The organism is Xenorhabdus santafensis (genome assembly GCF_033949405.1).
GTDB lineage: Bacteria > Pseudomonadota > Gammaproteobacteria > Enterobacterales > Enterobacteriaceae > Xenorhabdus > Xenorhabdus santafensis.
Window position 1 is genome coordinate 1 of record NZ_VCDN01000173.1, and the last position, 801, is coordinate 801.

The window sequence follows — 801 nt, forward strand, 5'->3', positions numbered from 1 at the left end:
GATAGAGGAACTCCAGAAGAAGCAAAAGCATTTAGTAAACTTCTTCATAGTATGTTACCCAGAATAAAACTGACAGATTTACTAATAGAAGTGGCCAGTTGGACTGGATTTCATGATCAATTTATCCACGCCTCTACCAATCAATCTCCTGATCAAGAGGAACAGAATATTGTATTAGCTACTTTGATGGCAATGGGGACAAATATAGGTCTTACAAAAATGGCGGAAGCTACCCCTGGAATCTCCTATAGACAAATGGCAAATGCTTCACAATGGAGAATGTATGATGATGCAATGGTTCGCGCTCAATCTATTCTCGTGAATTTCCAAAAGGAACAAAAGTTATCATCCTATTGGGGAGATGGGACAACTTCTTCTTCTGATGGTATGCGTTTATCCATTGCTGTACGTTCTCTACATGCAGATTCCAATCCACACTATGGAACGGGAAAAGGTGGAACCATTTATCGATTTGTAAGTGATCAGCTATCTGCCTATCATGTGAAAGTCATTACTACCAATGCACGAGATGCTCTTCATGTATTAGATGGGCTTCTTCATCATGAAACAGATTTAAAAATTGAAGAACATTACACAGATACAGCTGGATATACAGATCAAGTTTTCGCTTTAACACACTTGTTGGGATTTCGATTTGCTCCTCGTATTCGTGATTTGGCAGATACTAAGCTTTTTTCTATACCTGGTGGAGAAGAATATGAAAATGTTCAAGCACTTTTAAAAGGAAAAATTAATGTAAAGTTAATAAAAGAAAACTATGAAGATATTAGAAGGTTGGCA

The 801-nt window shown here is 37.2% G+C and carries 1 protein-coding gene; it reads left to right on the forward strand.

The window, feature by feature from the left end; genetic code table 11:
- A partial coding sequence (locus FE392_RS22290; protein WP_319931826.1) for a Tn3 family transposase occupies positions 1-801 on the forward strand: 801 nt, incomplete at both ends.